24 protein-coding genes are annotated in these 25,472 nt (G+C 72.8%); 17 read left to right on the top strand and 7 right to left on the bottom strand.

The genetic code is table 11. From position 1 onward, the window contains the following. Window positions 1-8 precede the first annotated feature (8 nt). Complete coding sequence (locus ACGFZK_RS08070; protein ID WP_393848021.1) at window positions 9-608, top strand: putative glycolipid-binding domain-containing protein; 600 nt, start codon at window positions 9-11, stop codon at window positions 606-608. Between the two features lie 56 nt (window positions 609-664). Beyond that, window positions 665-1,219, top strand: coding sequence for a YbaK/EbsC family protein (locus ACGFZK_RS08065; RefSeq protein WP_393848020.1), 555 nt, complete (start codon window positions 665-667; stop codon window positions 1,217-1,219). A gap of 49 nt (window positions 1,220-1,268) precedes the next feature. On the opposite strand, the gene ACGFZK_RS08060 is transcribed toward ACGFZK_RS08065, so the two are convergent. Continuing rightward, entirely contained in the window at window positions 1,269-1,976 is a 708-nt protein-coding gene (locus ACGFZK_RS08060; protein WP_393848019.1) for an intradiol ring-cleavage dioxygenase, read from the bottom strand. A gap of 232 nt (window positions 1,977-2,208) precedes the next feature. Between ACGFZK_RS08060 and ACGFZK_RS08055 the strand changes: the two genes are divergently transcribed. Continuing rightward, a complete protein-coding gene (locus ACGFZK_RS08055) occupies window positions 2,209-2,745 on the top strand; it encodes a VOC family protein (RefSeq protein WP_393848018.1) in 537 nt (178 codons plus the stop codon). Here the strand turns inward: ACGFZK_RS08055 and ACGFZK_RS08050 are convergent. Further along, window positions 2,742-3,068, bottom strand: a complete 327-nt coding sequence (locus ACGFZK_RS08050; protein ID WP_393848017.1) for a hypothetical protein — start codon at window positions 3,066-3,068, stop codon at window positions 2,742-2,744. The genes ACGFZK_RS08055 and ACGFZK_RS08050 overlap by 4 nt on opposite strands. A 165-nt stretch (window positions 3,069-3,233) precedes the next feature. After that, window positions 3,234-4,130, bottom strand: coding sequence for a hypothetical protein (locus tag ACGFZK_RS08045; protein ID WP_393848016.1), 897 nt, complete (start codon window positions 4,128-4,130; stop codon window positions 3,234-3,236). 828 nt (window positions 4,131-4,958) lie between these two features. Here ACGFZK_RS08045 and ACGFZK_RS08040 point away from each other — a divergent pair. The 3 genes from ACGFZK_RS08040 (at window position 4,959) to ACGFZK_RS08030 (ending at window position 9,020) form a co-directional block, all read left to right on the top strand. After that, complete coding sequence (locus ACGFZK_RS08040) at window positions 4,959-6,530, top strand: S8 family serine peptidase (protein ID WP_393848015.1); 1,572 nt, start codon at window positions 4,959-4,961, stop codon at window positions 6,528-6,530. Window positions 6,531-6,868: 338 nt separating this feature from the next. Continuing rightward, window positions 6,869-8,296, top strand: a complete 1,428-nt coding sequence (gene rox, locus ACGFZK_RS08035; protein ID WP_393848014.1) for a rifampin monooxygenase — start codon at window positions 6,869-6,871, stop codon at window positions 8,294-8,296. Between the two features lie 355 nt (window positions 8,297-8,651). Then, the gene (locus tag ACGFZK_RS08030) at window positions 8,652-9,020 is read left to right on the top strand and encodes a hypothetical protein (protein WP_393848013.1); all 369 of its coding nucleotides are present in this window, start codon (window positions 8,652-8,654) and stop codon (window positions 9,018-9,020) included. A 13-nt stretch (window positions 9,021-9,033) separates the two neighbouring features. Here the strand turns inward: ACGFZK_RS08030 and ACGFZK_RS08025 are convergent, their stop codons facing one another. Both ACGFZK_RS08025 and ACGFZK_RS08020 read right to left on the bottom strand, forming a co-directional pair. Continuing rightward, window positions 9,034-9,351, bottom strand: a complete 318-nt coding sequence (locus ACGFZK_RS08025; protein WP_393848012.1) for a hypothetical protein — start codon at window positions 9,349-9,351, stop codon at window positions 9,034-9,036. Window positions 9,352-9,473: 122 nt separating this feature from the next. Beyond that, on the bottom strand, window positions 9,474-10,037 hold the full coding sequence (locus ACGFZK_RS08020; RefSeq protein WP_393848011.1) for a hypothetical protein: 564 nt from the start codon (window positions 10,035-10,037) through the stop codon (window positions 9,474-9,476). Between the two features lie 183 nt (window positions 10,038-10,220). Here ACGFZK_RS08020 and ACGFZK_RS08015 point away from each other — a divergent pair, with 183 nt between their 5' ends. From ACGFZK_RS08015 to ACGFZK_RS07970, 10 genes are all read left to right on the top strand, one after another. After that, complete coding sequence (locus ACGFZK_RS08015) at window positions 10,221-11,009, top strand: SDR family NAD(P)-dependent oxidoreductase (RefSeq protein WP_393848010.1); 789 nt, start codon at window positions 10,221-10,223, stop codon at window positions 11,007-11,009. A 214-nt stretch (window positions 11,010-11,223) separates the two neighbouring features. Then, window positions 11,224-12,213 (top strand): alpha/beta hydrolase, encoded by a 990-nt coding sequence (locus ACGFZK_RS08010; RefSeq protein WP_393848009.1) that lies wholly within the window; start codon window positions 11,224-11,226, stop codon window positions 12,211-12,213. A 28-nt stretch (window positions 12,214-12,241) separates the two neighbouring features. Further along, entirely contained in the window at window positions 12,242-13,771 is a 1,530-nt protein-coding gene (locus tag ACGFZK_RS08005) for a peptidoglycan DD-metalloendopeptidase family protein (protein WP_393848008.1), read from the top strand. Window positions 13,772-13,800: 29 nt separating this feature from the next. Then, window positions 13,801-15,303 carry a hypothetical protein gene (locus tag ACGFZK_RS08000; protein WP_393848007.1) on the top strand — a complete coding sequence of 501 codons (1,503 nt, stop codon included), beginning with the start codon at window positions 13,801-13,803 and terminating at the stop codon, window positions 15,301-15,303. Window positions 15,304-15,335: 32 nt separating this feature from the next. After that, the gene (locus ACGFZK_RS07995; RefSeq protein ID WP_393848006.1) at window positions 15,336-17,372 is read left to right on the top strand and encodes a family 43 glycosylhydrolase; all 2,037 of its coding nucleotides are present in this window, start codon (window positions 15,336-15,338) and stop codon (window positions 17,370-17,372) included. Between the two features lie 111 nt (window positions 17,373-17,483). Next, entirely contained in the window at window positions 17,484-18,284 is an 801-nt protein-coding gene (locus tag ACGFZK_RS07990; RefSeq protein WP_393848005.1) for a serine/threonine protein kinase, read from the top strand. 5 nt (window positions 18,285-18,289) lie between these two features. Further along, entirely contained in the window at window positions 18,290-19,708 is a 1,419-nt protein-coding gene (locus ACGFZK_RS07985) for a serine/threonine-protein kinase (protein WP_393848004.1), read from the top strand. Between the two features lie 128 nt (window positions 19,709-19,836). Further along, window positions 19,837-20,400, top strand: coding sequence for a TetR/AcrR family transcriptional regulator (locus ACGFZK_RS07980; protein ID WP_393848003.1), 564 nt, complete (start codon window positions 19,837-19,839; stop codon window positions 20,398-20,400). 25 nt (window positions 20,401-20,425) lie between these two features. Then, a complete protein-coding gene (locus ACGFZK_RS07975) occupies window positions 20,426-21,343 on the top strand; it encodes an SDR family oxidoreductase (RefSeq protein ID WP_393848002.1) in 918 nt (305 codons plus the stop codon). Window positions 21,344-21,374: 31 nt separating this feature from the next. After that, window positions 21,375-21,602 carry a hypothetical protein gene (locus tag ACGFZK_RS07970; protein WP_393848001.1) on the top strand — a complete coding sequence of 76 codons (228 nt, stop codon included), beginning with the start codon at window positions 21,375-21,377 and terminating at the stop codon, window positions 21,600-21,602. 59 nt (window positions 21,603-21,661) lie between these two features. On the opposite strand, the gene ACGFZK_RS07965 is transcribed toward ACGFZK_RS07970, so the two are convergent. Continuing rightward, the gene (locus ACGFZK_RS07965) at window positions 21,662-22,285 is read right to left on the bottom strand and encodes a hypothetical protein (protein ID WP_393848000.1); all 624 of its coding nucleotides are present in this window, start codon (window positions 22,283-22,285) and stop codon (window positions 21,662-21,664) included. Window positions 22,286-22,643: 358 nt separating this feature from the next. Between ACGFZK_RS07965 and ACGFZK_RS07960 the strand changes: the two genes are divergently transcribed. Continuing rightward, window positions 22,644-24,365 carry a PP2C family protein-serine/threonine phosphatase gene (locus tag ACGFZK_RS07960; RefSeq protein WP_393847999.1) on the top strand — a complete coding sequence of 574 codons (1,722 nt, stop codon included), beginning with the start codon at window positions 22,644-22,646 and terminating at the stop codon, window positions 24,363-24,365. Window positions 24,366-24,880: 515 nt separating this feature from the next. On the opposite strand, the gene ACGFZK_RS07955 is transcribed toward ACGFZK_RS07960, so the two are convergent. Then, complete coding sequence (locus ACGFZK_RS07955) at window positions 24,881-25,294, bottom strand: cytidine deaminase family protein (protein ID WP_393847998.1); 414 nt, start codon at window positions 25,292-25,294, stop codon at window positions 24,881-24,883. Window positions 25,295-25,472 lie beyond the last annotated feature (178 nt).

The following is a 25,472-nucleotide window of genomic DNA, read 5'->3' as shown; positions in this document are numbered from 1 at the left end:
CTGGCTCCATGATCACCCACCGCCTCGTCCGGACCTGGGAAGTCCTCCCCAGCGGGGGGTACTCGACCGCCTGGGCCGAACTCACGGGACGCCGGCTCGCCGCACGCGGGCGCGCCGTCGGCCTGCTGCCCGAGCCCCACTGGGTGACGTACACGCTGGACACCGGCGACGACTACGTGACCTCCCGCCTGCGCGTCAGCGTGGACACCGCGGGCGGGACCCGGACGGTGGACCTGCGCAACGACGCGGGCCGCTGGACGGTCGACGGCGCGTACCGCCCCGACCTCGACGGCGCGCTCGACTGCGACCTGGGGCTGTGCCCGCTCACGAACACCATGCCCGTCCTGCGCCACGACCTGCACCGAGGGACCGGTGGCGGGGGCAGCGGCCCGCACGACTTCCTCATGGCCTGGGTATCGGTACCCGATCTGGCGGTCAGCGCGAACCGGCAGACGTACACGCCGCTCGCACCCGACGGACAGGGCGTGGGCGGCCCGCGGGCCTCGCGGGTCCGTTACTCGTCCGGCGAGTTCCAGAGCGACATCGAGTTCGACGAGCGGGGACTGGTCCTCGACTATCCGGAGCTGGCGACCGCGCTCACCCGGTGACGGAGGTCTGCGGACGGCGCCCGGGGGGCGTGCGCGGGCCGTGTTAGCGTGCGGACATGCGCGCTCCCATCGGGCCTTTCGACAACGCGGTGCCGGCTCCCGACTGCCTTGCGGAACTCACCGCACCGGTGGCCGAAGCGGTCGCGGGCTGGGCCGGGGACGTACCTGCCGGGCAGATCCTCTACGTGGACACCGACCCTGCGATCGCCGACACCGGCGCCTTCGTCGCGCACTACGGGCAGGGGCTGCTCGGCCAGTCGGCGAACTGCGTGGTGGTCGCCGCCAAGCGCGGCGGAGAGGTCACCCTCGCGGCCTGCGTCGTGCCCTCAGGCGGCCGGATCGACGTCAACGGCGCCGTCCGGCGCCACCTGGGCGCGCGCAAGGTGTCGTTCGCGCCCATGGAGACGGCCGTGGAACTCACGGGCATGGAGTACGGGGGCATCACCCCGCTGGGACTGCCGGCCGACTGGCCGCTCCTGGTGGACGAGGCCGTCGCCGACATGCCGTACGTACTCGTCGGCAGCGGACGCCGCCGCGGCAAGCTCATCGCACCCGGGAAGCTGTTCGCGGAGATCCCCGGAGCCGAACTCATCGAGGGCCTCGCGCCCTGAAGCGCCGACCTCCGGTGCTCTGACGTCCGGCGCTACGACGGTCGAGCGGTCAGGCGATTCCCACGGTGTACGCGGCGCGGTAGCCGGCACCGTCGGGGACGAGGGGCAGTGTCATCGCGGCCCCGGAGGCGCGGTAGTGGCTGTCGCGCGCGTTGGGGTGCTCCGGCGCGCGGCGGTCGGCGTACGGCGGGCGCGCGTACACCTTCACCAGGAGGTCCTCGGGGAAGAAGAACTGCGAGGTGGTTTCGGTCCGGCGGTCGGGACGCACCTTGAAGTGGATGTGCGGTGCCAGCCCGGCGTACCAGCCGGGCACGATCGTGCGGAACGTGCTGCGGCCGGCGGCGTCCGTGACCTGCGTACCGCGCAGGAAGGAGGCCCCGCCGGTGGAGTAGGCGCCGGAGGCGTCGGCGTGCCAGACGTCGACTGCGGCATCCGCGACCGGCCGACAGCCCGCGGAGACCCGTACGACGGTGAGGTCCAGCCGGAACGGCACGCCCTTGCGCCCCTCCGTGATGTCCGAGCGGACCCGGTCGAGGTCGAGGTAGTACGGGCCGGCTCCCGCCTTCACGGCGAGGAGACAGGCCGGGGCGCTGGCGCCGGGCGACGGCGGGAGGGACGGCCTGGGGGACGGCTGCCCAGCCGCCCCCCGGGTCCCGGCCGGTCCCGAGCAGGCCGCCGTCAGCGCTGTGACCCCGACCGATCCGGCGGCCAGCAAGAGGGCGCGGCGGCTGGTCGGGGAAGTGCCGTCCTCGGTCATGCGAACCTCTCCCGCGCGCTGCTGGGAGGCCGCTGCACGGACGCGACGGCCACCGACCGCGCCCACCGTGCCGGACGGAAGCCCTCCCGGCCACCACCGACACACCCGGTCGGGCAGACCGCACCGCCGTGGGCTGAACTAGGACGGGATCTGACCGCTTTCCTGTCTACGGTGGTGAAGTCACGAGGAGCGACAGCACAGCACAGGACACGACAGGAAGAGGACGCAGCCGATGGAGCCGAAGAACCGCTTCACCCCCGAGGGCTACACGAGCGTCGCGCCGTGGGTCGTCACCGACGACACGGGCGCGCTGCTCGACTTCGTCACCGCGGCGTTCGAGGGCGAGGAGATCGCGCGCGTGGCGGTCGAGGACGGCAGCATCGGCCACGGAGAGATCCGCGTCGGCGACACGGTCGTGCTGGCCTTCGACCGACGGCCCGACTGGCCGGTGATGCCCTCGCTGCTGCGGATCTACGTGCCCGACGCGGACGCCGCCATGGCCGCTGCCGTCGCTCACGGAGCCCGTGTGATCACCGAAGCCTCCGACAGCGCCTGGGGGGACCGTGGGGGCCGGGTGAGGGACCCCTTCGGCAACATCTGGTGGGTGGTCAGCCGGGTCGAGGAGGTCGCTCCGGACGAGGCCTGGCAGCGCATGGCCGAGCCGAAGTACGCCGAGTCGATGCGCGACGCCCAGAAGACCCTGGACGCCGAACTCAGCGGCCGTTCCTCCGGCTCGGCCAGTGCGCCGCAACGCCCGGACCGCCCTTAGGGTCCGGGCCGCCTCGGCGACGCTCTTCTTGAGGCGGGCGGCTGAGCCGGTGCCGGGATCGGTACCACGACCGGGGACCGGCCGAGCAGCCAGGTGAGCAGGAGCGGGGGCGCCGTGGCGCCGAGTTCAGCGGCGGCGGCATCAAGTTCGCCGGCCCGGGCGGGCGTTGCCGCGGCCACGGGCCTCCAGGGCAGGGGAGGCGATCCCGCGGCGGCCTGGCAGGCCTCCAGGACGGGCTCGTGCTCCCGGTCCAACCGGTTGTAGAGGTTCTGCACGCTCGCGATCTCGGCGGTCTGCCGCGCCTCGGCGCAGGGCGTGATCACCACCTTGTCGCAGGCGGTGCGCCGAGCCGCGGGCGGACCGTGCGGCGGCGGCCCGTCGCGGGACGCGTTCCACGGTCCGGCCGGGTGCAGCGCGGCAGCGCCAGCGGCCGGGTCAGGCGGTGACCTCGCCCCCGTACGGGCGCGGACAACACCCGCCCGCGGCGCTCACACCTCGAGTCGAGCGGCGACAGCGGGCTGATCGCGATGTCCGGCGACACGGACACCCGTACGGATGAGCGTCCGCAGCATCGTCGCGCCGGCCACCACGGCGCAGAGGTGCAGCCCGACCGCGACGACGGGGTTCTCGGGCGGGACGGCGCCCACCGGGTCCGCCCACGCCATGTACAACGTGAGCGGCAGCTTCCAGCCGCTCCACGCGAACAGCGAGCCCGACCCGACCCAGCCGATGACCAGCGGCAGCCACCGGGGCAACCGGGCAGGTCGTGCCCGGGCGACCATCCCGACGGCGAGGGATCCGGCGAGCGCCCAGAAGCCGGAGACGGCTCCCAGCGCGTACCAGTCGGTGGTCCGCTCGGCCGGGTGCGTGATTCCCACCGTGCCGCCGACCGCCCAGGAGAGCCAGACCAGTCCGACCCCCGCACCGACGGCAGCCGCGTACGGCAGCGCCGTGCGCGGGCCGTCGCCGATTCGCCCGGTGAACGCCTGCGGCCATCGGCGCCTCAGGTAGGCGGGGACCGCGAGGGCCAGCCCGAGCCCCGTCCCCAGGAAGCCGAACTGGACCAGTACGCCCTCCCAGAGCGGCATGGCCGGATCCTCGGCGACGCCCCGCGAGCCGCCGTCCCCCTCCAGTAGCGCACCGACCACGCCGAACGGCAGGATCGATACCAGGAACCCCGATCCCACCCACGCGCAGAACGCGACCAGCGCCCCCGGTATCCGCATCCCCCACGGCCGCACCAGGGCGAGCGCCAAGGCGATACCGATCGCGGCCATGCCGATCGTGACGGTATTGAGCGCCACCCACTCCGCCATGCCGAACCCACTGCCGATCGGCAGCACCCCGATGAGCGAGCCGACCACCCACGAAACCTTGATGAGCAAGTACGGCAACAGAGCAAAGGCCGCCCCATAGGCCGCGCCCCGCCCGGTCCGATCCCATCGTTCCACCCCGGAACTCCCCTTCCCTCAGCAGGAGCTCCATCCTCCAAGGCCGGTCCCGCCGGCCGCGTCATCCGTCGGCCGCATCCGGCTCCCCCATCCGGGGGAGGGGGCCATCGCCCCGTCCGGCAGCGGGGACCCCGCGCACGAAAGTTTCACAACTCGGCCCGGCTCGTGCGCAGTACGCCGCCACGGGTGCCCCCGGCGTTGCCGCTGTCCTCCGCCGCGACCCCCTCCGGAGCGGGCCGCCGGGCCACTTCCGCGAGCCCCGCCGCGCGCCGGTCCGTGAAGCACGGGGGCCCACCAAGACATCCGGCGTGGCGTGAATCCGTTCGGTCGGCGGACGGGCGGAGTGCCTCCCTCCGCCCGGGGGCACCGGGAACCTCCCAGGCGGCGGCGGCACGGCCCCGTACCGCCCTGGCGAATGCGCTCCCGCGGACGGTTTCAGCGCCGCGCTCCGGCCCGGCGTGTAATCGAGGTGCCGAGGACCGCCACGCACCGGGCGGTACCGGGGAGCCGTCCGGGTGTCGTCGCGCGTACCAGCCTTGAGGCGAGCCCGACCGACGGTGCCTGCGTCATGTGCGGGGCGTCTTTGCTCAATCATGTCCGGGGTATGGCAAGGATGTTACGCGTCCGTGGGCCTCTTGTGGGGGAGCGGGGGGTGGGTCAACCTTTCAGGAGCGGCAGCCGGTTGGGCTCGGATTGTCATGTGCATGGCTTGTGGCTCCGCTTAGTCCCCGCAGTGCACCACCCATGAGGAGGACCCCCCACATGTCCGTGATGCGTCACACCCGCCGGAGGCTCGCCGCCGTCAGCGCGACCGCCGTCGCCGCCCTCGCGCTCGGCGCGGCCGCCGCGTTACCCGCCTCGGCGGCCGACAGCGGCGCGCAGGGCGTCATCGAGAACGCCGGCGCCGCCGGAACCGTCTCCGGCAGCTACATCGTGACCCTGAACGACTCCGCCGCCCGCTCCACCGCCGACAGCGGCAAGGCCGTCGCCAAGCGGTACGGCGCGAAGATCGACAAGACCTACAGCGCTGCCCTCAACGGGTACTCGGTCGAGGTCTCCGAGGCGCAGGCCAGGAAGCTCGCCGCCGACCCGGCGGTCAAGTCCGTCGTGCAGAACCGTGTCTTCACCGTCGACGCGACCCAGCCCAACCCGCCGTCCTGGGGCCTGGACCGCATCGACCAGCGTGCACTCCCGCTGAACCAGAGCTACACGTACCCGGACAAGGCCGGCGAGGGCGTCACCGCGTACATCATCGACACCGGTGTCCGCATCACGCACCAGGACTTCGGCAGCCGGGCCTCCTACGGCTACGACGCCATCGACAACGACAACACCGCCCAGGACGGCCACGGTCACGGCACGCACGTCGCCGGCACCGTCGCGGGCGGCGCGTACGGCGTGGCCAAGAAGGCCAAGGTCGTCGGCGTCCGCGTCCTCGACAACAACGGCTCCGGTACGACCGCCCAGGTGGTCGCGGGCATCGACTGGGTGACGAGGAACGCCGTCAAGCCGGCCGTGGCCAACATGTCGCTCGGCGGGGGCGCGGACTCCGCGCTCGACACGGCCGTGCGCAATTCCATCGCCTCCGGCATCACCTACGGCGTCGCGGCGGGCAACGAGTCCACGAACGCCTCGACGAAGTCCCCGGCGCGCGTGGCCGAGGCCATCACGGTGGGCGCCACCACCAACACCGACGCCAAGGCGAGCTACTCCAACTTCGGTGCCGTCCTGGACATCTTCGCTCCCGGCTCCTCCATCACCTCCTCGTGGGGCACCGGCGACACCGCCACCAACACCATCTCCGGCACTTCGATGGCCACCCCGCACGTGGTCGGCGCAGCGGCGCTCTACCTGTCGCAGAACCCGGCCAGCACCCCGGCCCAGGTCCGCGACGGCCTGGTGAGCGCCGCGACCCCGAACGTGGTGACCGGCCCCGGCACGGGCTCGCCCAACCTGCTCCTCAACGTCGGCGACGGCGGCACGGTCCCGCCGGGCAAGCGCTTCGAGAACGCCGCGGACTACGCGATCAACGACAACGCGACCGTCGAGTCGCCCGTCACCGTCAGCGGGGTCGCCGGTAACGCCCCGGCGGCGCTGACCGTCGCGGTCGACATCAAGCACACCTACATCGCCGACCTCAAGGTGGACCTGGTCGCGCCCGACGGCACCCTCTACACCCTGCACAACCGCACCGGCGGCAGCGCGGACAACATCATCAAGAGCTTCACCGTGAACGCCTCCGCCGAGGTCGCCAACGGAGTGTGGAAGCTCCGGGTGAGCGACAACGCGAACATCGACACCGGCAAGATCGACTCGTGGGCGCTCCAGTTCTGAGGGCCCGGCACGGCGCATGACTTCTGAGCCGCGATGAACAGGCGGGGGCGACCACAGGGCGGTCGCCCCCGCTGCGTTCGCGCCAGCCCCAGCACCCCGGCCGCAGCTCCGGCGCCGGGGCTGATTCGTTCACGGAGGACGGCAAAAAGAAAAGGCAAGGAGGTGAACCACTCCTTGCCACTCTCAACATATAGCGCACCGGGGGGCTTGCGGCAAGCCCCCGGTCGTGCCGCAGAATCTCCCATCGAAACCGGAACCTGCCGAAATCCGGGATTCGCGAAGCCTGCGTGCCCATATCCGCATAGGCGTCTCATGGAGTGTGTTGATGGGGGATTCTGATGATTGACGTGATCATTGCCGGTGGCGGGCCGACCGGACTGATGCTGGCTTCCGAGTTGAGGCTGCACGGGGTGTGCGTGGTCGTGCTGGAGAAGGAGGCGGAGCCGGCCCCGTACGTCCGCGCGCTCGGCCTGCACGTGCGCAGCATCGAAGTGATGGCCCAACGCGGTCTGCTGGAGCGCTTCCTCGCCCACGGGCGGCGGTACGAGGTCGGCGGCTTCTACGCCGGCCTCGGCACGTCGTGGCCCGACCGGATGGACACCGCCCATTCGTACGTCCTCGGCATCCCGCAGACCGTCACCGACCGCTTGCTGGCCGAGCACGCCAGCGAGCTCGGCGCCGAGATCAGGCGCGGCTGCGAACTGGTCGGGCTGCACCAGGACGAGGACGGGGTGACCGTGGGGTTGGCCGACGGTACGCAGCTTCGCGCGCGCCATCTCGTCGGCTGCGACGGCGGCCGCAGCAGGGTGCGCAAGCTGCTCGGCATCGGCTTCCCCGGCGAGCCCTCCAGGGTCGAGACGCTGCTGGGCGAGATGGAGGTGGCCGCGGAGCCGGAGACGGTTGCCGCCGTCGTGGCCGAGGTGCGCAAGACCCAGCTGCGGTTCGGCTTGGGGCCCTTCGGCGGCGGGGTGTACCGCGTCGTCGTGCCCGCAGAGGGGGTGGCCGAGGACCGCGCGGTCCCGCCGACGCTCGAGGAGTTCAAACGGCAACTGCGGAAGTACGCCGGCACCGACTTCGGGGTGCACTCACCGCGCTGGCTGTCGCGGTTCGGCGACGCCACCCGGCAGGCCGAGCGCTACCGGTCCGGCCGGGTGCTGCTGGCGGGCGACGCGGCGCACATCCACCCGCCGACCGGCGGCCAGGGCCTCAACCTCGGCATCCAGGACGCGTTCAACCTCGGCTGGAAACTGGCCGCCGAGGTGGGCGGCTGGGCTCCGGCGGGGCTGCTGGACACCTACGAGGGCGAACGGCACCCGGTGGGCGCCGACGTGCTGGACAACACCCGCGCGCAGATGGAGCTGATGTCCACCGAGCCGGGGGCCCGGGCGGTGCGCCGGCTGCTGTCCGAGCTGATGGAGTTCGAGGACGTGAACCGGTACCTGATCGAGAAGATCACGGCGATCGGGGTCCACTACGACTTCGGCGAGGGCCACGAACTCCTCGGCCGCCGGATGCGGGACATCGGCCTGAAGCGCGGCCGCCTCTACGCATTGATGCACGGCGGCCGCGGACTGCTGCTCGACCAGACCGGCCGCCTCTCGGTGGAGGGCTGGGCCGACCGGATCGACCACGTCGTCGACGTCAGCGAGGAACTCGACGTGCCGGCGGTCCTGCTGCGGCCGGACGGCCACGTGGCCTGGGCCGGCGAAGACCAGCAGGACCTCCTCGGCCGGCTGCCGATGTGGTTCGGAGCCGCCACCTCCTGAGCACGCAGCGCGGCATGCCACCGCGAACGACGAGCCGGCCCGGAAACCGCCGTGTGAAGGGCACTGCCCCGTGGACTCCCCGCGGGGCAGCGCCGTGTGCGTAGCCCTCCTGACCTGCACGGCAGCGTTGCTCACCTTTCGGTAACTCTTGGTCAGGTCAGCGTGCCGCATGGGCTGTTCTATGCCGATTTGGAATCGGAGGCTCCGCTAAGTTCTGATCCACAACGGCCATTTTCGGCCACGTGCGTTGACGTGCTGGGGTGTCCGGAGCGTGGCGGCGCGCCGCAGCCCCACCGCTCGACATCCCGCCCCGACATCCCGACGCTCCACACCCCGATGTCCCACGGAGAGACACATGGCAGCGCAACAGAGGCCGCGGCCGGTCCGGCGGCTGCCCGTCGGATGGGCCATCACCCTTGCCTTTGATCTTCTGGCCACCTTTCTGGTGTCCCTCGGCCTGTGCGGCGTCGGTTTCCTGCTGCCGGAGCTCACGGAGGACTACGGTGCCTCCCTCAGGCTTACGGCGCCCAGGGCTCTCGCCTTCTTCACGGCCGCCGTCGTGCTGATCTCGTCCCTCGGCGTGACGGCGACCCTGCTCGCCCGGGCCAGGAGCGATCGCTCCCGCCGCCTCGCGCTGCGGCTCTCGGCCACCCGCCTCGTGCTGCTGCTGCTCGCCGCGGCCGCCTTCGTCGCGTACGGATTCGTCACGATCGAGCTCGCCTGAGCCGGCGCGGTGGTCAGGACGCCGGCGAGGACGGGCCCCACTGGGCGTCCGCGGGGAGGTTGCGCGGTACGGACGCGGCCCCACCGGTGCGTACGGCGTCCACGACGGCCTGGTGCAGGAGGCGGCTGTACTCCTCGGACTCGCAGGGGACGGGGCTGCCGCTCACGGTGAACCAGTCCGAGCCGCCGCTGTACTGCACCGCCACATGGGCCTCCGGGCCCGACCAGGTGGTGTGCACGGTCAGATCCCCGCTGAGGACGCCCGCCTCGTCGGTGCTCACTCCGCCCCGTCCGGCGAAGACTCCTGTCGTCGTCCACGAAGCCCAGGTCATGGCGCATCGCCCCTCACCGCGCGGGTCCTCTGACAGTTCCACGCTACGGTGCGTCCGCGGTTCCCGCGCGTCCCCGCGCGCTCGCGGCGGTGCAGGACGGCCGGCGCGGGCCACCCCGCTGATCAGTGCCCGGCGGCGGCCTTGACCAGGGCGACCGCGGTGCCGATGGCCGCGTCCAGGGTGCCGGCCAGCAGGGCCAGGCCCGTGCCGCCGCCCATCCGGATGCCTCCGTACCAGCCCCAGGTGAACAGCCCGGCGACACTCACCCCGGCCGAGATCAGCAGGGCGGTGTCGACCGCCATCAGCCCGAGCGCCGCCGAGCCGATCAGGACCAGCGGTCCGACGGCGGACAGCAGCAGGGGGCTGCTCACGGACAGCATGCGGCGCAGCTCGTGGCCGGTTGCCAGGCGCCCGTGGACGACGCGGTGGGCCTGCTGGTCCGCGACCAGCGACGCCAGCCACAGGCCCACCGCGGCGGTCAGCACGGTCGCGGCGGCTCCGGGGGCGCTGATGTGGTCGGCGCCCGCGAGCCCGATCACCACCGAGATCATGGCGATGGTCGCGTACAGGCGCTCCTTCAGCCGTGCGGTGGCGAACCGCGGATCGCGGTCGAAGGCCTGCTCGTGGGCCGAAGCGGGGGCGGCGCCGCCGGGGGACCCGGCCGGGGGCGTCTCGTCAGGGGCCATGCGGTCCACCGTAGGGCCGGCCGGTGGTCGTGCCCCGTAGGCGAGTGGGCAGCGCGCCGCCCGGGTTCGAGGTGCGGAAGCCGCTTTCATGGGAATCCGTGACCAGGACGGCGGCGAGCGGACGGCGAACCGCGGACCGTGGACCCGACAGGCCGCGCGGCGGCAGACGAGGCAGGTATCGGCGTGCTCATCGACCTCTCCGGCAGGACGGCCCTGGTCACCGGCTCCACCCAGGGAATCGGCGCGGCCATCGCGGCCGGGCTGGCCGGCGCGGGCGCCCGGGTGGCCGTCAACGGCCGCGGCCGGCAGTCCGTGGAGGAGGCACTGGCCCGGCTCGGAGCGGGCGGCGGCGAGTTCGTCGCGGCGGCCGGTGACATCACCACGGAGGAGGGGGCGCGAGCCGTCTTCGACGCGGTCCCGCACGTCGACATCCTCGTCAACAACCTCGGAGTCTTCGGGGCGGCACCGGCGCTGGAGATCGACGACGACGAATGGCGGCGGTACTTCGAGACGAACGTGCTCACCGCCGTCCGGATGACACGGCACTACCTCCCCGGCATGGTGGAGCGCTCCTGGGGCCGCGTCCAGAACATCGCCAGCGACTCGGCGGTGGTCATCCCCGCCGAGATGATCCACTACGGGATGTCCAAGACCGCCCTGCTGGCGGTGTCCCGGGGCTTCGCCAAGGAAGCGGCCGGAACGGGTGTGACCGTGAACTCCGTCATTGCCGGACCGACCCACACCGGTGGCGTCGAGGACTTCGTCTACGAACTGGTCGACCGGGACCTGCCGTGGGACGAGGCGCAGCGGGCGTTCATGCGCGCGCACCGGCCGCAGTCGCTGCTCCAGCGGCTGATCGAACCGGAGGAGATCGCCCACATGGTGGTCTACCTCGCCTCGCCGTTCGCCTCGGCCACCACGGGCGGAGCACTGCGGGTGGACGGCGGATACGTGGACTCCATCCTTCCGTAGCCCACGACCCCCGGGCCTCACGGCACCCCACCCCCGCCCCCGACGCGCCCCGCCCCCCCAGCCCTACCCGAGCCGCGCCCGCCTGTCATCCCGCAATGTTCCGGATCCCCCTGGTCGCGGGCCCGTTGCTACGTTCCCAACCGCCAGCCCACACGGCTCGGCGCCGGGCACGCAGCGCCGCCCGGCGTCGCACCCTTGCGACCAGGAGGCCCCGTTGGCCGCGAACCACCCCACCCGCAGGAACATCCTCAAGTCCGCCGGCGGACTCTCGGCCGCACTGGCCCTGGGCGCCGGCGGCGTCCTGTCGGCGGCGTCCCCGGCCGCGGCGGTCGGCGACGGCTTCGGCCTGCGCATCAAGGAGCGCAACGAGCAGGACCACCGGATGTGGTACTACCGGTTCGGCACCGATGCCATCGGCTGGGACCCGGCGGTGAACGTGCTGCTCCCCGACGACTACCACGGGAGCGGCCGCACCTACCCCGTCCTCTACCTCTTCCACGGAGGGGGTACCGACCAGGACTTCATCACCTTCGACCGTGAGCGCATCCGCGACTGGACCGCGGGCAAGCCGATCATCGTCGTCATGCCGGACGGCGGCCACGCGGGCTGGTACTCCAACCCCGTGAGCTCCAACGTCGGCCCCCGCAACTGGGAGCACTTCCACATCTCCCAGCTGCTCCCCTGGGTCGACGCGAACTTCCGTACCTTCGCCGAGTACGACGGCCGTGCCGTCGGCGGCTTCTCGATGGGCGGCTTCGGCGCGCTGAAGTACGCCGCCAAGTACTGGGGCCACTTCGCCTCGGTCAGCGCCCACTCCGGCCCGGCCAGCATGCGCCGCGACAACGGCCTCGTGACCCACTGGGCCAACCTCAGCTCCGCAGCCCTGGACCTGGGCGGCGGTACGGTCTACGGCGCGCCGCTGTGGGACGAGGCCCGGGTGAACGCCGACAACCCGGTGCAGCGCATCGAGAGCTACCGCAACAAGCGGGTCTTCCTGGTCGCGGGCACCAGTCCCGATCCGATCAGCTGGTTCGACACCGCCAACGAGACCCAAGTGCTCGCAGGGCAGCGGGAGTTCCGGTTCCTGCTCGACCGCGCCGGGATCCCGCACGAGTCGCACGAGGTGCCCGGCGGGCACTTCGTCCGGCACGACCTGCTGGACCACGACATCAACGGCATCATCGCGCGGCTCCGCAAGGCCTGACCCGACGACCCAGGGGGAGGAACGTCCCGTGCTTCTCGGCATATCCCGAACATCCCGGCGCGCGTCGGCACTGGTCCTGGCGGCCGTGGCCACCGCCGTACTGCCGGCGCTGGTGGCCCCGTCCACGGCCGCCGCCCGGACCGCCGGCTTCGCCGCCTCGTGCCCCACGTCCGGCTTCATATCCCAGTACTACAGTCAGGCGCACAACGGCATCGACATCGCGAACGACTACGGCACCCCGATCCACGCCGTGGGCGACGGCGAGGTCACCATCTCGGGCTACGAATCCGGCTACGGTCAGTGGATCCGCATCCGGCACGCGGACGGGACGGTGACCGAGTACGGGCACATGCAGCAGCGGGACGTCGCCGTCGGCGACCACGTCGTGGCCGGACAGCGCATCGCGCTCATGGGCAGCGAGGGCCAGTCCAGCGGCCCCCACCTCCACCTGCGGGTCTGGGCCGACTCGAACACGAGCATCCGCACCGACCCCGTTCCCTACCTCGCCGAGCGCGGGGTGGAGATGCCCTGCACTCCGGGCCAGGTCCCCGGCCCCGGTCCGGCCCCGGTCGTGCATCCGGTGGAGTCGGGCCGGGTGGTCTCGGCGCGGTCGGCGGACGGGCGGCTGGAGGTGTTCGCGGCCGGAGCCGACGGAGTCCACCACGCCTGGCAGACCGCCGCCAACGGCGGCTGGTCCGCCTGGGAGAACCTGGGCGGCCCGGGCAACGCCGAACTCGCCCTCTCACCCAACGCCGACGGCCGACTCGAACTGCTGGCCATCAACGGCACCACCTTCCAGCACCGCTACCAGACCGCGCCGTCCGGCGGCTGGTCCGGATGGGAATCCTTCGGCGGCGGCGGTCGCGACATCGCCGCCGGCACGAATGCGGACGGGCGTATCGAGGTCTTCGCCTCCGGTCCGGCCGGGATCTTCCACAAGTACCAGACCGCGCCCAACAGCGGGTGGTCCGAGTGGGAGCCCACGGGCGGTGGTCCGGCGCAGGGTCGTATCGAGCTGGAGAAGTCGCCGGACGGGCGGCTCGAGGTCTTCGCCCTGAACGGGGACACGTTCCAGCACCAGTACCAGACGGCCGTCAACGGCGGCTGGTCCTCCTGGGAGACCTTCGGCGGCGGCGGCCACGACCTCACGGTCGACCACAACGCCGACGGCCGCATCGAGGTCTTCGCCTCCGGCCCGGTGGGCGTCTTCCACAAGTACCAGTCAAGCGCGACCGGTTGGTCTGACTGGGAACCCTCCGGCGGGCCCGTCGACGCGCAGCTCAGCAGCGACCGCACCGCCGACGGCCGGGTCGAGGTCTTCGCCATCAACGGCAGCGTGGCCATGAAGACCTGGCAGACCGGAGTCAACGCGCCCTACAGCGAATGGGCCGAGTTCGGCGGGGGCGGGACCGAGATCACCGCCGCCACCAACGCCGACGGCCGTATCGAAGTCTTCGGATCGAGCAGCGCCGGTGTGTTCCACAAGTGGCAGACCGGCTTCTCCACCTGGTCCGACTGGGCATGGGTCAGCGACACCGCCGGCCCCGCCGTCAACTGACCCCCCACCACGCCCGAAAGGGGCAGCGGTTGTCCAGCACTCAGCGCTCCTCACACGCCGGAACGACACCACCGCGGCGGCGCGCCGGCCACCGCCTCGCCGCGCCGCTGCTGGCCTCGCTGCTCGTCGCGGCGGGGCTGGTCGCCGGAGCCTCGCCCGCGTACGCCGCTCCGAGCGATCTCTGCGCCCAGGTCGGCTACAACGCGGGCTGGCGGGGCGAGGCCCTGGAGTTCGCGGTCGCGATCGCGCTCGCCGAGTCCAGCTGCAATCCGGGCGCGTCCAACAGGCAGGGAAACGTCGACGCCGAGGGGTCGACCGACCGCGGGCTGTGGCAGATCAACGACTTCTACCACCCCGACGTCTCGAACGGCTGCGCCTACGACGCCCAGTGCAACGCGAACGAGGCGTTCCGCATCTCCTCCGGCGGCACGAACTGGCAGCCGTGGTCGACGTACAACCGGGGGCACCACTGGCGGCACATGGACGAGGCGCGCGCCGCTGTGGCCCGGCTCGGACAACCGGGCGGCCCCGGTCCGGCCCCGGTCGTGCATCCGGTGGAGTCGGGCCGGGTGGTCTCGGCGCGGTCGGCGGACGGGCGGCTGGAGGTGTTCGCGGCCGGAGCCGACGGAGTCCACCACGCCTGGCAGACCGACGCCAACCGCGGCTGGTCCGGCTGGGAGAACCCGGGCGGCCCCGGCAACGCCGAACTCGCCATCGCTGCGAACGCGGACGGCCGGCTGGAGATGTTCGCGATCAACGGAAACGTCTTCCAGCACCGCTACCAGACCGCTCCCTCCGGCGGCTGGTCCGACTGGGAGACCTTCGGCGGAGGAGGCCGGGACATCGCCGCCGGTACCAATGCGGACGGGCGCATCGAGGTCTTCGCCTCCGGTCCGGCCGGGATCTTCCACAAGTACCAGACCGCGCCCAACAGCGGCTGGGGCGACTGGGAGCCGACCGGTGGCGGACCTGCGCAGGGTCGTATCGAGCTGGAGAAGTCGCCGGACGGGCGGCTCGAGGTCTTCGCCCTGAACGGGGACACGTTCCAGCACCAGTACCAGACGGCCGTCAACGGCGGCTGGTCCTCCTGGGAGACCTTCGGCGGCGGTGGCCGCGACCTCACGGTCGACCACAACGCCGACGGCCGCATCGAGGTCTTCGCCTCCGGCCCGGTGGGCGTCTTCCACAAGTACCAGACGAACCCCACCAGCTGGTCCGACTGGGAACCGGCCGGCGGCCCCGCCGACTCCCAGCTCACCAGCGAACGCACCCCCGACGGCCGGGTCGAGGTCTTCGCCATCAACGGCAGCACCGCCGTCCAGGCCTGGCAGACCGGAGTCAACGCCCCCTACAGCGCATGGGCCGAGTTCGGGAGCGGCGGCACCGAAATCACCGCCACCACCAACGCCGACGGCCGCATCGAAGTCTTCGGCACCAGCAGCGCCGGTGTGTTCCACAAGTGGCAGACCGGCTTCTCCACCTGGTCCGACTGGGCATGGGTCAGCAACACCGCCGGCCCCGCCGTCAACTGACCCGACGACCGCAGAACCCTCTGGAGACACCCGTGCATCCGATCAGCAGACGACAGCTGTTGCGGGGCGCCGCGGCGGCCGGGGCGGCCGGGGCGGGCATGCTCGCGCTGCCGGGTGTCGCCGGAGCGGCGGCCGGCGCCGACCCGCCCCACCGGTGGATCGGCGCCGGACCGTTCACCCACGTCCACGATCCGTCCCTCCCCGGCCGCGCCCGCTACCTCAACGACCACACACTGATCAAGGCGCACGGCCGGTGGCACCTGTTCAGCATCGTCGGCGACAGCGCACCGCCCGGCGAGTCCCCGGACAGCGCCGCCGAGGTCTCGTTCGCCCACGCCTCCGCCCCGGATCCGTACGGTCCGTGGACCCCGCACGCCGACGCCCTGACCCTGGACCGGTCCTACTTCGGCGAGGAACACCTGTGGGCCCCGCACGTGGTCGAGGCGGACGGCACGTTCTGGATGTTCTACGCCGCCGGAGGACGCAACGGCGCCGCGGTCAACCTCGCCACGTCCACCGACCTGTTCACCTGGACGCGCGTCCCGACCGGCCCGCTGTTCCGCGGGTTCGCGGCGCGCGACCCGATGGTGCTGCGGATCGGCGGCGAGTGGGTCATGTACTACACCGACCTGTCCGCCCCGCAGGGCAGGCACATCGTGGCCGTGCGGCGCTCCGCCGACCTGCGCGACTGGAGCACGCCGGAGACCGCCTTCGCCGACGCGAGCACCACAACGACCCTGTCGGTCACCGAGTCACCGTGCGTCGCCGAGCGCGACGGCTGGTACTACCTCTTCATCGGGCCGCGGGGCGGCTACGAGGGTACGGACGTGTTCGCGTCCCGGAACCCGTTCCGCTTCGGGCTCGACGGCTACGCGGGTCATGTGCCCGGCCATGCCGTCGAGGTGATCTCCGACGGGCAGGACTGGCACGCGAGCACCGCGGGCTGGTTCCGCCAGGGCCTGTACGTGGCGCCCCTCCAGTGGCGGGACACACCACCGCCGTGGCAGAGCGCGGACAACCCGGTCGCCGGACTCGACGTGGACGGCCGGCTCACCGTGTTCGCACTCGACGCCGGTGACCGTTCGATGCTGCGCCGCGTCCAGCTCGACCCGGACTCCGACACGTGGGGGCCGTGGGAGTCCTTCGGCGGTCCGGCCGGGGCGGTCCCCACGCTCGGCCGCAACACCAACGGCAGGCTCGAGGTGTTCTCCCTCGCCCCGGGCGGCGTCAACCTGCACCACCGGGCGCAGCGGCCCGACGGCGGCTGGCACGACTGGGAGGAGTTCGGCGGTCCGGCCGGCGCCGCCCCCGCCGTCGCCCGGGGCGCCGACGGCAGGCTGGAGGTCTTCGCGCCCGCCCCCGGTGGCACCTCCCTCGCGCGGCGACGGCAGTGGTCGCCCGGCTCGCTGGCCTGGGACCCCTGGGACGGCGCCTTCGGCGGGCCGGTCGGCGCGCCCCCGGCCGTCGCCGCCAATGCCGACGGCCGACTGGAGGTGTTCGCCCTCGCGCCCGGCGGCGCCGCGATCCACCACCGGTGGCAGGAGGCGCCGGGCGGGGTCTGGGCCGCGGCCTGGAACACGTTCGGTACGGCGGCCGGCGCGGCTCCCCGGGTGGCCCGCGACGGCACCGGCCGGCTCAGCGTCGTCGCGATGGCCCCGTCCGGCCTGGCGGCGTTCCAGCGCAGGCAGACCCTGCCCAGCGGCGGATGGGGCGACTGGCAGCACCTGTTCGGTTGGACGGCCGCGGCCCCGGCACTCGGACCCAGCGTCGACGGCAGGCTGGAGGCCTTCGCCCTGTCTCCCGGCGGGGCCCGGCTCGGCCACCGCTGGCACCTCGACACCGGCGGAGCCTGGGCACCGGCGGAGGAGTTCGGCGAGCCCGGCGTCCCGCTCGCCGCCACCCCCACGGCCGCCGCCGACGCCACCGGACGGCTCCACCTCTTCGCCGTCACCGCGGATGGCCGGATACGCACCCGAGTCCAGGAACGGCCCAGCGGCGGCTGGCGCCCGTGGAGCGCCTTCGGGGAACGCCTGGTCGCACCACTGCGGCCCGGGTCTGCCGGCTACTGAGGCCGCTCCGGGGTGCCCGCGGAAATGGCCGATGTCACACCGTGCAGCCACGCTTCCAGCCGGTAACGTTCCCAGTCCGGCGTCTTGTCAACACGTCGGACAGGGGGAGCGGTGAGCGGCATAGTCGTCCATCTGCCGCAGGGGAGCGGTGGCGCCGCCGACGGGGAGCCGGCCGGCGATGCGGTGACGTTACGGCTCGGGCCGGGCGAGGTCGCCCGGTTCGGGCGCGGATCCTCGACCACGCCGGTCGAGCTGCGCCTCGCCGACGAGGCGATCTCCCGGCTGGCCGGGGAGATCCGGGTCACCGACGACCACTGGCAACTGACCAACCACAGCACCACCCAGAGCTATCTCGTGGAGAACCCGGAGGGCGCCGGCGAGTACCTGCGGGTGTCGCCCCGACGGGCCGGAGCGCCCATCCCGTTCGAGTTCTCCCGGGTGGTGCTGCCCACGCGCCGCGGCACCACGGTCTCCTTCCAGGTGTTCGCCCCCGACCACGTCTACCTGGACCCGCCCGGCGCCGGCGGCAGTTGGGCGAGCCAGACCGTCACGGCGTACTCGCTCGACGAGACGGCCACGTACTTCCTGGTGCTCGTGGCCCTCTGCGAACCCTGGCTGCGCGACCAGTCACCCGTCTCCGTGCCCACCACGCCGCAGGTCGTCGAACGCCTGCGGGGGCACGCCACCGGCGGCCGGCTGACGGCCCGCGCGGTCAGTTCGCACATCGACTACCTGGCCGACGAGAAGTTGCGCATCGGTGTCGCGGCCGCCGCGCCCGAAGCCGGTGCCGCAGACCGCCGCAACGGCAAGCGGGACGCGGTCGTCGCCATCGCCCTGAGGTTCGGCATCGTACGGGAGGAGCACCTCCCGCTGCTGCCGCCACGGGCCGAAGCGGGGACACGGGGACGGTAGGCGACGTGACGCGGGTGCAGGGTCTGGGTGCCTCGTGGGACAGCAGCCACACCGAGCTGCTGCCGAGGGGCCACCGGGTGGGCGACTGGGTGGTCGCCGAGCCGATCGGGGCCGGCGGCTGGGCCACCGTCTACGCCGGACGCCCGGCCGACGGCCGTACGGCTCGAGGCGCCGGCCGGGGGGAGCCCACGGAGGTGGCCCTCAAGATCATGCCGACCTCCGGACTCGCCCCGCGCCAGGCCCGGAACGTCGCGGAGGCCGCCCGGCGCGAGGTCGAGATCGGAGTCCGGGCCGGCCACCCGCGGCTCATCCGGCTGCTGGACAGCATCGTCCTGAGCGCCCCCGACCACCCGGCGCTGGACGGCGCCATCGTCCTGGTCATGGAACGGGCCGAACGCAGCCTGCGGGACCTGCTCGACGCCGGGGTGACCGAGGCCGAGGGCGGCCGGGTGATCGCCGGGATCTGCGAGGGACTGGCCCACCTCCACCGCGTCGGCTGGGTGCACGCCGACCTCAAGCCCGAGAACGTCCTCATCGGCGCGGACGGTTCGGTCAAGCTCTCGGACTTCGGGCTCGCCACCGAGCTCACCGGTACGCACGGATACGCGCCCCCGATGGGCACCCTGGACTACCTCCCGCCCGAGCGCTGGAAGGCGCCGCTGGGGGAGCGGGGCGTGGAGATCCGCCCGAGCGCCGACATCTGGGCCCTCGGCATCGTGATCCACGAGGTCTTCGCGTCGGGCGCCCCGCTGTTCGCCGGTGCCACCCCGGTGGCGCGCGGCGCCGCCGTGCAGGAGTACGCGGCGGGGCGCGCGCCCCTGCGCATGGCCCACGGGGTCCCGGAGTTCTGGCGTGCCTTGGCCGCAGACTGCCTCGCCCCGTCGCACGCCGTCCGCGCCGGGCACACCGCCGAGCGGCTGCTCGAGCGGATCACCGCCCAGCAGACGGGTGAGCGGCAGCCGGTCCGCCGCAGACGGCCGGCCCGCCTGGGGCGGCTGACGCGGGCCGTCCTCCTCGCCCTCGCGGCGTGCGGGACGGTGGGCTCCACGCTCTGGTCGTACGCCGTGCGGGAGACTGTCGACGAACCTCCGCTCCGGATCCGGGTGTTCAACGCGGAGCGGGCCTGCCAGGACCGTACGGACCGGGACCCGCAGTGCAGCCTCGGCCTGGCGGTCGACCCCATGCGGCCGTACACCGCCGGAAACGTCGTACCGACCCGGGTCTGGCACGCCGACCTCCTGGACGCCGACTGCCAACTGCTGCGCGGCGAGGCCGTCATCGACGAGTCGGACATGCAGTCCACGCACTGGTTCCGGGTGCGCCTTCCGGGACCGGACCCGAGCGCCAAGGCGTGGCTGCCGGCCGTACGGACGAAGGACCGCCCGGCGCTCCCGCGGTGCCCGGCACCCAGGGCGGCGGGTTAGGGACCTACCCTTCACCGAGCCGGACGTGATCACCGAGGGGATCCGGCGCATGCTTTAATGAATGAACGAGCATTTATTAAAGAGGAGTGGTGGCTGTGGCCGGACGCCCCCGAGGTGTGGAAGACGCGGTGATCCTCCGTGCGACGGCCGAGGTGATGGGGCAGGTGGGTCCTTCCGGGCTGACCCTGGCGGCAGTGGCCCGCCAGGTCGGTCTGGTGCCCGGCACGCTCGTGCAGCGGTTCGGCTCCAAGCGCGGCCTGATGCTGGCGCTGGCCGATCAGTCCGTGCGGGACGCGGACGCACTGCCCGGCCGGGTGCGCGAGGAACAGGACTCGGCACTGGGGGCCCTGGCCGCGCTGATCACCCAATGGACGGCTCCGATGGTCACCCCGGAAACCTTCGCCCATCACCTGGCGTTCCTGTGCATGGACCTCGCGGACCCGGAGCTCCACGAACGGGCCCTCGCCGTGCACCGGGCCCAGCGCCGGGCGATCGGGACGCTGCTGGCGGACGCCGTTTCCGAGGGCGAGCTCGCCGCCGCGACGGACGTCGAGGCGCTCACCGCAACCGTGCAGGCCGTCACCTCCGGCGCGGGCCTCACCTGGGCTCTCGACCGGCGGGGCAGCCTCGTCGAGCGCGTCCGGCACGAACTCGACACCGTGCTGGCCCCGCACGTCACCGCCACCCCCTGAACCTGCTGCGAGGCTTGGAGAAGACATGACGACACAGGTGCGAGGGCTGGCCGGAAAGGTCGCGCTGGTCGCGGGCGGCACGCGGGGCGGTGGGCGGGGGATCGCCGTCGAGCTGGGAGCCGCCGGCGCGACGGTCTACGTGACCGGCCGCAGCAGCGGAGCGGAACGCTCCGACCTCGACCGCCCCGAAACCATCGAGGAGACGGCCGAGAAGGTCACCGCCGCCGGAGGCCTGGGCATCCCGGTCCGCACCGACCACAGCAGCCCGCAGGAGGTCCAGGCCCTCGTGGCGCGGATCGCGGCCGAGCAGGACGGACGGCTCGACATCCTCGTCAACTCCGTCTGGGGCGGCGATCCGCTCACCGACTGGGAACACCCCCTGTGGGAACAGGACCTCGACACCGGGCTGCGCCTCATGCGGCAGGCGGTGGAGACCCATGTGATCACCAGCCGGTACGCGCTGCCGCTGATGGTCGCCCGCAAGAGCGGCCTGGTCGTGGAGGTCACCGACGGCAACACCGCCCGCTACCGCGGCAGCTTCTTCTACGACATGGCGAAGTCCGCAGTGATCCGCCTCGCCGTCGCACAGGCCGCCGAACTGAAGCCCCACGGCGTCACGGCCGTCGCACTGACGCCGGGTTTCCTGCGCTCGGAGGCATTGCTGGAGCACTTCGGTGTCACCGAGGCCAACTGGCGGGACGGCGCGGCCAAGGACCCGAACTTCGCCCACTCCGAGACTCCCGCCTATCTGGGGCGGGCGGTAGCCGCCCTGGCGGCCGACCCGGAGGTCATCGCGAAGACCGGCCGGGCACTGGCCACCTGGCAGCTCTACGAGGAGTACGGATTCACGGACGCCGACGGCACCCGGCCCGACTTCGCCGCGCACTGGGCCAGGAACCTGGAAGCGGAGTACGGCCCGCTCGGCGACCCCATCCGAGAGTGACCCCGCAGGGCCGTCGGGTGTTGATGACGGCATGGACGATGTGCTGGACGTGCTGGACGTGCTGGACTTGTTGCTCGACGGCGTGACGGAGCCGCGCCTGAAGCTGATCAGCGGGGACGAGGCGCGGGCCATGATGGTGCTCCTCGGGCTGCTCGACAACGACGAACAGCCCGAGGAGCTGCGCCGGGCCGCGGGCGAGATGCGGTTCCGTATCGCGTCCCGCCTCGGCAGACCGGCCGGTACCGGCGCCCGGCCGTAGGCGTCCGTCCACGACGCCGGTTCCGCCCCGTCCCGCCCCGTCCCGCCGCGCCCCGTACCTCAGTACAGCTTGTTCACCGCGGTGCGCAGGACGTTCTTCCACGCCTGCACGGGCGGGGCACCCCAGTAGCTCGACCACCTGACCAGCGTGACGGTGTCCCCGTCGCGGCCCACGCCCCACAGGTAGTTGAAGTCAGGTCGTTCCTGGGCCCGGCTGTCGAAGGTGTACATGCCCTGGAGCGTGGCGCCCTCCTCGACGTCCACCACGCCGTGGTCGTAGGCCGTCGCGGTGATGCCGGGCCGCTGGTTCTGCCGGCGCGGGCAGTCGGCGTAGTTCTGCCGGGCCGCATCCGCGAACGCGATCGCCTCGGCCTCCGTCGCGAAGACCACCACCTTCTGCTCGGCGGAGGCGGTCTCCGCGGTGGAGAACTCCCGGTGCCAGACGTTCACCTCGGGCGGCTCCACCGGCCAGTCCGCCAGGCAGTCGTACGAGGCGCCCCACTGCCGCTGCACCGGGGGCGCGGACCAGCCGATCCCGTCCCCGAGGCGGAGGTCGGAGATGTACAGGGTCCCCGGCCTCGGCCGCCATGGGTCGGCCGCCATCGCCGGTCCCGACGCCACGACGGCCAGCAGCGCGGCCCCCGCCACGACGGCCGATCCGCGCATCCGCGTACGTACCCCCATCACATTCCCCCTGTGTCCCTCGACGCCCCCGCCCCGACCGGAACGCGGATCCACTCCAGCGTGCGCCAAGGCCACCTCGGACCCGGGGGTGTTCCGGGCACAATGACCTGAATTGCCCCGCGCGCTGTCCGGACGACGCCTACGACCCGGCCCAGCCTCGCGTCGCCACGGCCGGTGGACCCGCTGCCGCGCATGGAGGATTCACTCCGACGGTCGTCGAGCTCGGGAAGCTGCCCGACCGGGACCGTGAGATCTTGTACCTGCGGTTCCGGCGGGAGCTGATCGAGGCCGAGAGCGGAGCGGAACCAGGCCTCGGCCCGATGCGCCCTTCGTTCCTCCGACGCGCAGGTGAGGACTGATGTCGCCCCTGATCCCGCAGGACCCCCACACGCTCAAGCAGGTCATCATCCGTGAAGTGACGGCCCTGCGCACCGCCGCCCGGCAGGGCGCCGGCGTTCGCCTGGACGACGGGCCGGAGACAGCGCCGGAGCCCGACGGGCAGCAGTCCTGTCCGTGCGGCGGGAGCGAGGGGCCGGGACACGCGTGCGGCGAGGAGGTGCAGGAGCACGACCCCTGGGGGTGCGTCTGCGCGACGCTGCCCGCGATCCCCGTGTCGGCCGCGCTGCTGGTCCCCGTACGGGACACGGACGGGGCGACGGTGGACTTCACGGTCAGGGCCGGCAACCACGTGCGCTCCGCCCAGTGGCTCGACGCCCCGGACCGGCAGATCGGGCGGCGGCTGCTGGAGGTCCAGCCCGGGGCGGCCGCCGGCGGGCTGATCGACGCCCTGGCCGACGTCCTCGACGGCGGGCGGGCCCTGCGGGCGTACTCCGTCGACTACACCGAACAGCGCAGCGACGGCCTGCACCGTACCCAGCTGCTGTACGACGCGGCGTCCTGCGGGGACAAGGTGCTGGCCACGTGGCGCCCCGCCCGCAACCGTACGGAGCTGCTCTCGCTCGACGCCCAGTACATCGCCTCCATGGGCTGGGGCACCTGGGACCTGCTGTCCGGCACCACGACCTGGTCCGAGGGCCTGCACGCGATCTTCCGTACGGACACCGGACGCGCGCTGTCGCTGGTGGAACTGTGCGACGACGTGCTCCTGGACGACGTGCCCCGGTTCGCCAGGTTGCTGACCGCGCTGCTCGACGGGGAGGAACCGCCCGGGGCCGAGATCCGCTTCACCGTGCTGGGGGAGATCCGCACCCTCCACCTGGTGGGCCACCCCGTCATCGCCCGGGACGGTCTGCCCTGGGCGCTGCACCTGATCGCGCGCGACCTGACCGCCCAGGTCCGCAGTCGCCAGCGGCTCGCGGCGACCAGGCGCCAGACCGAGCAGCTGCGCGAGGAGGCGGCGGCCGAGCGGCGGGTGGCCACCGCCCTGCGGGAGGCCCTGCTGCCCACGCACTCGGCGGAGCTCGCCCAGCTCGGGCTCTCCGTGGCGTCCGCGTACCTGCCCGCGGAGTCGGACGCCGTCGGCGGGGACTGGTACAAGTGCCGCCTGCTCCCCGACGGACGGATCCTGCTCGCCATCGGCGACGCCTGCGGCCACGGCCTGAGCGCCGTCGCCCGGATGGCGCAGCAGCGGCACGCCCTGGCCGGCCTCGCGCACACCCCCGGCGCCGACGCCGGGCAGCTGACCACCTGGCTCAACGAACTCCTGTGCGCCGACCCCGGCGCCGAGACGGCGACCGGGATCATCGGCCACATCGACGGGAACCACCACCTGCGGTGGGCATGCGCCGGCCACCCCGCCCCCCTGCTCCTGCGCGAGGGGCGGGCCGCGGCGCTCGACACCGGGCACGGGGGGCCGCTGTTCGGGATGCTGCCCGGCCACGCCTACGAGACCAGCAGCTTCCCCCTGGTACCCGGCGACCTCCTGCTGCTCTACACGGACGGCATGGTGGAGCGTCGCGGGGAGGACATCACCCAGGGCATCGAGGCCCTCCGCTCGGTACTCCAGTCCTGCACCGGGCTCGACGCGCGGGAAGCCCTGGACCGCATCATGGCCGCCTATGCGGCCGAGGACCACGAGGACGACACCTGCCTGCTGGCGATCCGGCTCGACGAGGCGTGATCACGACGTGTCCGTGTCGCCCGGACAGCCGCAGGACGTGATCACGGCCGGGGCCGGGGAAGCGATGGAACCGTGGCTTGCGAGCCCGGCCTGATGACCACTCCCTGCCCCTGCTTTCCCACGGCGGGGAACCTGCCCGTGATCCGTATGACGAGGAGTACCCATGGAGTTGAGCCGAGACGATTTCGCGCTGGCCGCATTGGTCCCGGCTCCGGCTCCGGCTCCGGCGCCCTTGGCCGCGGGGCCGGCGGCCGAACAGGCCGAACAGGCCGTACGGGCCGCACGGACCGCACGGGCCGGCGTACGGGGACCTCCGAACGCACTGCCCCGGACGGGGGTCTGGGCAGTACGCGGTGCGAGGGGCGCCCGGGCGGGCCCGAGTTCGGCGCCATGGTGGACCGGTCCCTCCGGACGCACCGACCCACACGGGGGTGGGGTCAGTGGGCAATGCCGTCGATCAACTCCCCGGCAGGCCGCCGGGGGTGGCCGGGCCGAGGCGGTCCGCGCACCCCCGTCTACTCGTCGTCGAGCTGGTGGTCGGCCCAGACATAGCTTTCGGGAAGCAGGTCGGTGACCAGGACGGTTCGGATGCGATCGCCCGCGCCGACGATGATCTTGAGGGCGGGAAAGTAGTCGAGGAGGACCTGGCGGCACCGTCCGCACGGAGGGACGATCCCGCGGTCGCGATCGCCCACGGCCACCACCGTGTCCAGCTCGTAGACGCCCTGGGCGGCGGCCGTGCCGATGAGGACCAGCTCGGCACACGGCCCTCCCGTGAAGTGGTGGGCGTTCACCGCGGTGACGATCCTGCCGTCTCGGGCGCGGGCCGCAGCCGCCATGGTGTGGTGGTCGCCACGGCAACGGGTGCGGGCGACGTGCGCCGCGGCCTCCACGAGCTCATGGTCGATGGGGTGGGTCTGCGAGGTCATCTTCTCTGCCTTCGTGCGGTGTCAGGCGACGTTGGCGCGGGTGACGGACGGTGCGCAAGCGAATATCGGCGTGGTGGCGGTTCCGGATTCCGGCAGGGCGGAGCGGTCGACCCGGTGGCCCTGCCCTCGGAGCCGTGCCACGGGGCACCCCACGGGGCGCGGCGTGCGTGCCCGTGAC

The sequence above is a fragment of the Streptomyces sp. NPDC048257 genome (assembly GCF_043201855.1).
GTDB lineage: Bacteria > Actinomycetota > Actinomycetes > Streptomycetales > Streptomycetaceae > Streptomyces.
This window is presented reverse-complemented; position numbering and strand designations above follow the sequence as displayed.

Excerpts from the sequence above, each read along its gene's own strand:
- ACGFZK_RS08070 (WP_393848021.1), top strand. The coding sequence starts at position 9 with ATGATCACCCACCGCCTCGTCCGGACCTGGGAAGTCCTCCCCAGCGGG.
- ACGFZK_RS08065 (WP_393848020.1), top strand. The coding sequence starts at position 665 with ATGCGCGCTCCCATCGGGCCTTTCGACAACGCGGTGCCGGCTCCCGAC.
- ACGFZK_RS08060 (WP_393848019.1), bottom strand. The coding sequence starts at position 1,976 with ATGACCGAGGACGGCACTTCCCCGACCAGCCGCCGCGCCCTCTTGCTG.
- ACGFZK_RS08055 (WP_393848018.1), top strand. The coding sequence starts at position 2,209 with ATGGAGCCGAAGAACCGCTTCACCCCCGAGGGCTACACGAGCGTCGCG.
- ACGFZK_RS08040 (WP_393848015.1), top strand. The coding sequence starts at position 4,959 with ATGTCCGTGATGCGTCACACCCGCCGGAGGCTCGCCGCCGTCAGCGCG.
- rox (WP_393848014.1), top strand. The coding sequence starts at position 6,869 with ATGATTGACGTGATCATTGCCGGTGGCGGGCCGACCGGACTGATGCTG.
- ACGFZK_RS08030 (WP_393848013.1), top strand. The coding sequence starts at position 8,652 with ATGGCAGCGCAACAGAGGCCGCGGCCGGTCCGGCGGCTGCCCGTCGGA.
- ACGFZK_RS08025 (WP_393848012.1), bottom strand. The coding sequence starts at position 9,351 with ATGACCTGGGCTTCGTGGACGACGACAGGAGTCTTCGCCGGACGGGGC.
- ACGFZK_RS08020 (WP_393848011.1), bottom strand. The coding sequence starts at position 10,037 with ATGGCCCCTGACGAGACGCCCCCGGCCGGGTCCCCCGGCGGCGCCGCC.
- ACGFZK_RS07975 (WP_393848002.1), top strand. The coding sequence starts at position 20,426 with ATGACGACACAGGTGCGAGGGCTGGCCGGAAAGGTCGCGCTGGTCGCG.
- ACGFZK_RS07970 (WP_393848001.1), top strand. The coding sequence starts at position 21,375 with ATGGACGATGTGCTGGACGTGCTGGACGTGCTGGACTTGTTGCTCGAC.
- ACGFZK_RS07965 (WP_393848000.1), bottom strand. The coding sequence starts at position 22,285 with ATGGGGGTACGTACGCGGATGCGCGGATCGGCCGTCGTGGCGGGGGCC.
- ACGFZK_RS07960 (WP_393847999.1), top strand. The coding sequence starts at position 22,644 with ATGTCGCCCCTGATCCCGCAGGACCCCCACACGCTCAAGCAGGTCATC.
- ACGFZK_RS07955 (WP_393847998.1), bottom strand. The coding sequence starts at position 25,294 with ATGACCTCGCAGACCCACCCCATCGACCATGAGCTCGTGGAGGCCGCG.